6 protein-coding genes are annotated in these 6,480 nt (G+C 62.0%); all 6 read right to left on the bottom strand.

All coding sequences use genetic code 11. The features are described from left to right. Positions 1-1,948: 1,948 nt before the first annotated feature. The 6 genes from AB1609_13395 to AB1609_13370 all read right to left on the bottom strand — a co-directional run bounded on the left by AB1609_13395 (position 1,949) and on the right by AB1609_13370 (position 6,348). Positions 1,949-2,989 (bottom strand): hypothetical protein, encoded by a 1,041-nt coding sequence (locus AB1609_13395; protein MEW6047455.1) that lies wholly within the window; start codon positions 2,987-2,989, stop codon positions 1,949-1,951. Between the two features lie 566 nt (positions 2,990-3,555). Then, positions 3,556-4,371, bottom strand: coding sequence for a hypothetical protein (locus tag AB1609_13390; protein MEW6047454.1), 816 nt, complete (start codon positions 4,369-4,371; stop codon positions 3,556-3,558). Then, entirely contained in the window at positions 4,368-4,646 is a 279-nt protein-coding gene (locus AB1609_13385; protein ID MEW6047453.1) for a hypothetical protein, read from the bottom strand. The genes AB1609_13390 and AB1609_13385 overlap by 4 nt, the downstream gene beginning before the upstream one ends. Beyond that, positions 4,643-4,876, bottom strand: coding sequence for a hypothetical protein (locus AB1609_13380; GenBank protein MEW6047452.1), 234 nt, complete (start codon positions 4,874-4,876; stop codon positions 4,643-4,645). Before AB1609_13380 ends, AB1609_13385 begins: the two co-directional genes overlap by 4 nt. A gap of 132 nt (positions 4,877-5,008) precedes the next feature. Then, positions 5,009-5,245, bottom strand: a complete 237-nt coding sequence (locus AB1609_13375; GenBank protein MEW6047451.1) for a hypothetical protein — start codon at positions 5,243-5,245, stop codon at positions 5,009-5,011. Then, a complete protein-coding gene (locus AB1609_13370) occupies positions 5,242-6,348 on the bottom strand; it encodes a hypothetical protein (GenBank protein MEW6047450.1) in 1,107 nt (368 codons plus the stop codon). The genes AB1609_13375 and AB1609_13370 overlap by 4 nt, the downstream gene beginning before the upstream one ends. Positions 6,349-6,480 lie beyond the last annotated feature (132 nt).

The following is a 6,480-nucleotide window of genomic DNA, read 5'->3' as shown; positions in this document are numbered from 1 at the left end:
CGGCTTCGTCGTCGAGGCCAGAGACCGCATGGCCGCCGCCCGCGACGGGCGCTACGACGACCGCCTGGTGTGGGGCCGGCTCAGACCCGAACCACAAGCCTGACCCCGAACGAGACAGCGAACAAGCATGGTCACGGCTTCCGCTCCGGTGGCGTTGTCCCCGGGTTTGAAGGTATGTCCGGGTAGCCCCTGACCAGCCCGCTCCTTTCCGCCCTGGCAACCGCCTCCCGGGCCCAGCGTTCGAGCTCGGCTCCTCGGGCGCATCGTCACCCGAACCCGCACAGGGCTCCCATCCAGACCATCCAAGCGAGATAGCCGAACGCCGCGCCCCCCCCCAAGACACACGGGCCCGGTGCCAGCACCGCCTGACCGGTGAGGGCATAGGTGTCCCCCAGGCCGTGCCCGGACGCGTCTGCCGCGTAAAGCACGTGGCTGTGCAGCCGGTTCCCGCTCCACCAGTATGCCCGCACGTCGGGGTGCTCGCGGGTCCTCTGCGCAAGGCACGAACCGCCCCTCGTGCCACCGGTACACCTCCACGGCGTACGCATCGCCGGTGTCCTTGGTCCAGACCGCCAGTTCGCAACGTCCGTCCCGGGCGTAGGTGCCGCTCAGGTCCACCACGTCCAGCCGGTGATATCCCAGCACGGCCACCGACTGGAGGCCGTTGCCCGTCCAGCTCAGCACCTCCAGCCGCCCACCAAGTGACGGTCCGGCGTCCCAGCCCACCAGTAACTGGGGTTTCCCTTCCCCGAGGACGTCTACCAATTGCAACCTCTCGATGCCGCGCCCGTCCTGCTCCTCGCTCCACAACTTCTCCCACCCGGACGCCCGCCGGCCGAGGAGCATCACGCCCGCCCGTCCGGGGTCTCGCCGGTAGCCCGCCAGGATCAGCAGCTCTCCCTCGGGCCAGAACCTGATCGTCTGCACGGCTGGCGTCCGTGCTACACCGCCCCAGGCCGTCGCGCCCGTCGGTGCCACTTCGGTCAACTGCGCACCGTCCGGCAGGAAGCGTCGCGCCAGTCCCTCCGCCTCGGCCGGAAGGAGATCGAAGACAGGTAGGCTGCCGCTCGCGCCCCCCGTTGCCGGGCCCGGTGCGAAACCCGACGCGGAACCCCAAGCGGTCTTTGAGTCAAACAGCTTGGTCTCCCGCGACACCGTTGTAGAACATAGGCGCCCGACCGCCTGTATTCAGCACCCTCTGGACACCATTGTGACCCTCGCCCGGCCCCGGCACCGGCTACCGCCCCTATTGTGGGGAGAAAATGAGCATGTCCCTGCCTTCATGGCGGCGATTTTTTCCCAGCATATCAGTGGCACGAATTGGGGATGTGGACAGAAACCGCTACGCCGTGTTCGAGATTGTGCTACCGGCCGCAGCATGATGGTGGACCCCGGCGGGACTTGAACCCATCCCCCGGTTAAGAGTCGATAGAGACCCATTGTCGCCGCAGGACTCACAGCCTGAAATCCTTGATTTTCCTGCATTTTGGCCCCGGTTCATCCCGCTTTGTACCAACCGGCGCGAACGATTCGGGCACTCATTGGGCACCGGTGCCCGGAAGAGGATAGTGGACCCAGCCGGAACGGACCCAACCTAGTCTCCCTTGCCTGCGTCACTGCCCTGCCCCTGCTGGCGGAATAAGCGTGGCCACTACGCGCAAACACCCAGCAACGTGACGCCAGAGACACCCGGAAAGGTTTGTGAGGGTGCGGCAATGGACACACACAGCTTCCTGAAAGTTTTGCCTGCGCCTAGCGAAGCTGCCGTTTAGGTCCGCATCGTTTCGTAACCCTGGATGAGCCTTGAACGGCTTGAAACTGCTGGTCACACGGATCTTGTGTGTCCCCGTTTCAAAGGCGTCGCGCCCGCCTTTCGGCGGGCACGGGCCAGCCACTAGTGGTTTCACCGGAACTCTGTATAAGATATCGGCGAGGAATCTCTGACATTTTAGTCCCCGGGTGGACTAAACCCTACACCTGGCCGAAGCACGATGCAAGCTCGGTTGACCAGGCTTCCGTTTTTGAAAGTGCATTTCAAACGTACTGAGTCAATACATTCGGCCACACCAATCCTGATGACTTCATCTCTGACCTCCTCAGCAATCGGTATATTCCTTCCTCTGGCACATAGATAGACCCGCTCCATGCCATTTTCAAAAGCCAAGGTCACTCGACGCACGTAGGGCGTCACACCCTCGCTAACGTACTTGTCTGTGACCGCAACTAGAAGAACAGCCACCCTGATGAAACGTCCCTTGTGATCAAGTGGATTTCTATCACTTCCTCGTTCTTGAGTGGCTATTCGATGCATGAACTCAACGAAGTCGCGTGTGTCCGCGTAGTGGTACTTCGTGGGGACCTGCCCGGCTACCTTGGTGGGTAGTTCTCCAATTTCACGCAGAAAAATGGGTACAAAAAGAGCATCACTGTCAATGTCGGTTAGTATCTCACAAATGCCCCTCAGTTCCTCATCGCTATCAACCCTGGGCCACCATACTTCGTCAAGGAAACACTTCAGAGCACCCGGGCCTCTTTGGCTCAGAATTCTCTTCGCAAGCGTAAGTTCGGATGACTCCATCACTTTCTTGTCTACATAGGGTTTGGCTCGAGGGAGAAATCCGCCAGAAACAAACTGCATCACCGCAGCAGCCAGTTGCTTGTCCGGATTTTCTTCGAAACCCATTCGGAGAACAACCTTGTCGTCACGAATAAAGGCATCCCTTGCCGACTGTCTAACCCACTGAACGGTTACGCCCTTCGGCAACAAACCCCCTATTTCCTTATTTAGGTCATAAGCGGCCGTAGTTAGCGTGCTTTCAAGAGAGGTCTTGACTGCGCGCCTTCGCACGAACGCGACCACCTTACCGATACACATCAGGACGTCCGCAATCAGTAGTCGAACCTTGTCGTAGTTTGCTATGGCAACGCAAAGGATCACTACAATGATAAACAGGAACGCGGAGAGGCCCTGCCAAAAAGACACAGGCATGTCAGGTACTCCTCCGGACATTTATTAGCGCCGCATAACAGTCCAGGCTCGAACAACACACGCATATTTGATCGTTATGCGGAAAGACCGCCGACAAGTTCGAACGATCTATCATCCGTCCACAGTTGAAGCACCGGAGTTTCCCATTCACCAAATCCCCAAGAAGTCCGATTGAGTCCAAGAACTCCTCGAGGTCATCGCTGTAAACAGCATTGATGACCACCTTGTTGCGCAACTCAGATGCTTTCTTGGTCAACTCCTTTTCCAACCGCTCGCACCCACGGCCTATTATTCGCCACATGCCAAGAAGTACCTCCCAACCCAGAGCCTCCCCTAACCTTCAGGCATCTATTCCTACTCCGGCAGCTGTAAGGCTATGCTCTACTATCCAGGCCGATCGCCCAGAAGCCTGCTTTTGACCGCCGCTGATTAATTTGAGCGGGCTCACACTACCATTTGCCCGTGTGAAAATGGTGGACCCCGGAGGGACTCGAGCCGCGACCTCCCAGGTGCAAACCGGGCGCTCCCCCGGCTGAGCTACGGGCCCACCAGTATTCCGCATGGAATTAACCCACGATCTCCCGGATCCGAGCCAGTTTCTCGCGGGCGATTTCGAGTTCATCCACCACCCGCTTGTACTGCGCGAACGGAACCATCGCCGGTTCAGGGAATGCCGCCTCAAGCAGATCGGGCGATGCCTTGTCCAGCAGCCACCACGAACGCGGCCGGTCCCCGATGGCGGCGAGGAACGCCCGCACGTGCTCGGCAGTGGCACCAGGGAATTCCCCGATCGGGTAGACAGCCAAGCCGTAGGGCGAGAAGTCCTCCAGGGTGACCTGCCACATGGCCGCCACCTGATCCGGCCGCTTCCTTGCCAGGGCGTAGTAGACCTGGGGCATCACCGCCACGCACCCGGCCTCGGCGAACGCCTTGGCCGGATAGCGCGGGTGGTACCGCATGTTCCAGAACGGCGCGAAGGCGAGCTGGGCCCCCGGCACCTGCGACAGCACCCGCTCCACGAACCTCCTGGCCCAGTCGTCGGAGCCGGGGACCTCCCACTCGCCTTCCGCGTCAATAACGTACCCCCGGGCGCCCTCCTTGAGGGCCCGGGCCGCAGCGTCCGCCTCCTTGAGCAGGTTGCCGTACTTGTTCCCGTAGCAGTACCCCCAGGCCAGCACCGGGACGCCCTGCCCCTCGCCGGCCTGGAGCACGGCCCGGAACTGCTCCTGGAAACCGTACTTGGCGTCGTCGGCGGGGTCACCGTCGTGGTACTTGACGATCAACCCCGCCCCCAGCCGCTTGGCGGTGGCGACCGCTGCCGCCGCCCCGCCGCAGTCCTTCACCCGGAACACCCACAGCAGGTTCTGCGCGAAGGGGTTCATTGCCCGCCACCCTTTGCGTTCTCCTTCATCTTGCTGGCACCGGCGTACACCCACGTCACGATGCCGCCGAGGCCAACACCCATCACGACGATGGCCGTGCCCGCCGGCCAGAGCGCATTGGCCACGCTCACCAAAACGCCCATGCCGATGGCCACCAGCGGTGCGTACTTACGCTTGACCCACCCGGCAACCTTCAGGGCCTCCAGCGTGACCCAGATCGCCGCGGCAGCAGAGACACCGCCGATCGCCAGATCCTTCAATCCTTCCGTATTCATGCTCTTACCTCCCCGTGATGATGTACAAGGCCATGCCCACGCAGGCGCTGGAGAGTAGAGGATATCAGGACGGTCACCGCCCACGTGGGCCTGCGGCCCCAGTCCTCGCGCAGCCTCCTTAACTCCCGCTGGATCTCCTCGAGCAGGCTGTTCTGCTTGTTGCGCCACTCCTCCAGGTCCGATACCCGCTCGTCTATCCGGGCGATTTCCACCTCCAGGTTGGCGGACAAGCTGGACCACCTCCTTAACGCAGGGAGAGCCCCAAAAGGGGCTCTCCCGGGTAACCGAAACCCCTGATAAGCCCACGGGTCAGCTCGGGCTGTACTGCGCGGCCTCAATGCCGGGTATGGCGGGTCACCTCCTCACACGACCTTGCCGAGCACAACTCCACTGCCCCCCACCATGGCCACCAGCACCCGGTCCCCTGCCGCCGGCGTGTAGCTGCCGAGGTAGGGCCAGGTCCGAGCACTCGGTGCGGTCTCTCCGTCAAACTGCACCTGAGGCCTGCCGCCCGAGTACCCCGAGGGGATCGTCCCGAGCCGGAATATCGGCTGACTGGCAGACCGCCTCACGATCTCCAGGAAGTCCTCCGGTCTCACACGCTCACCACCCTGCGGACACGGTGCCACATCCGGGCACCTGCCCTCAGTTCGGATCCCCACGCCACTTCGCTGTACTTGTGGGCGATGCCCAGCTTGCTGTAGTACAGTTCCAGCACGTCGCTGTCCGAGTGGAACGGCATGATCGCCGTTTCGAACTCCACCTGCTCGTATACCTGGCTGGCCTCAAACGCGATGCGCCGGGCCATTGCGTCCAGGCTGGCCTGGTCGGCGGCATCCACCTCGCGGTAGTCCACGATGGTCCGGCCCCTGCTCACCGTACTCGTCGGAGAGTCGGGATTGTTGTTTGTGTAAGTGCTGGTGAGCACCGCCCGGTCGGGCTGCGACACCACAAGCACCCACTTGTTTGGGACTGCGAAGAGGTCCAGCCCCTGGCTGACCTCCGGGAATATGACGGATTGGTCATCGTCCCGGTACGTGTACTCCGGCGCCCGTTCCGCCGGGGACCGGTACGGCTCCGCGACTGCGGTGCCGTTCTCGTCGATCCACAGACTTTTGTAGTTGATGGCGGCCAGCAGGTCATTGACCACCTGCAGCTTCTTCGTTCCGGGAGGCCAGTCCCGGTCTGCCGGCAAGGTCTTGTCGGTAGGCGTAAGGTTCTGCTGGGTCAGGCCTGCGCTGTCCAGTACGGCCTTGACGGCGGCGATGTAGTTGGTGCCGGCGGCGACCGTGTACCGATCCGCCAGCTTGTCGTCCACGAGGACCTGGAGCAGGTCGTAGGCCTGCACCTCCCGGGTAACTACCCCGGCCCGGCTGACCTTCCGGGGCGGGGTGGTTAGGAGGAATACCCCTTGCGGCCACTCAGCCCAGCCATCGTCGGGCATCCGGAGGCGAACCCAGGGCTTGATGCGGTCGGCCAGGTAATTCACCTGGGCGGAGTCCTCCAAGACAAACGTAGCCGTGCGCTTGATCTCAGCCAGGGAGTTGTACTCGATTCGCCCGGCGAGTACGCCAGTGGGGTCTGCCTTGTTGCGGTTCTGCGAATCCAGTAGTTCATACCGGAAGGCCAGTACGCGAGTCGGCGCGTGTAGAGCCTTCTTGATTTCTTCCTCTGTGTAGCCGCATACCGCCAACGGCTGCACTTAGACGGAAGTTCCCGGGGCATTGGTCGCTGAATGCGCTGGGGCAGTTGAGTTTGCGGTCAACCGGGATTTCATCCCCGTGGCTACGGCAGGGGTAGGCCCAGGTGAGCAAAGATCCGGCGGTGGAGTTCG

This window comes from Bacillota bacterium, from assembly GCA_040754675.1.
GTDB lineage: Bacteria > Bacillota > Limnochordia > Limnochordales > Geochordaceae > Geochorda.
The sequence above is the reverse complement of the archived record's forward strand: the minus strand, read 5'-3'. Positions and strand labels throughout refer to the sequence as shown.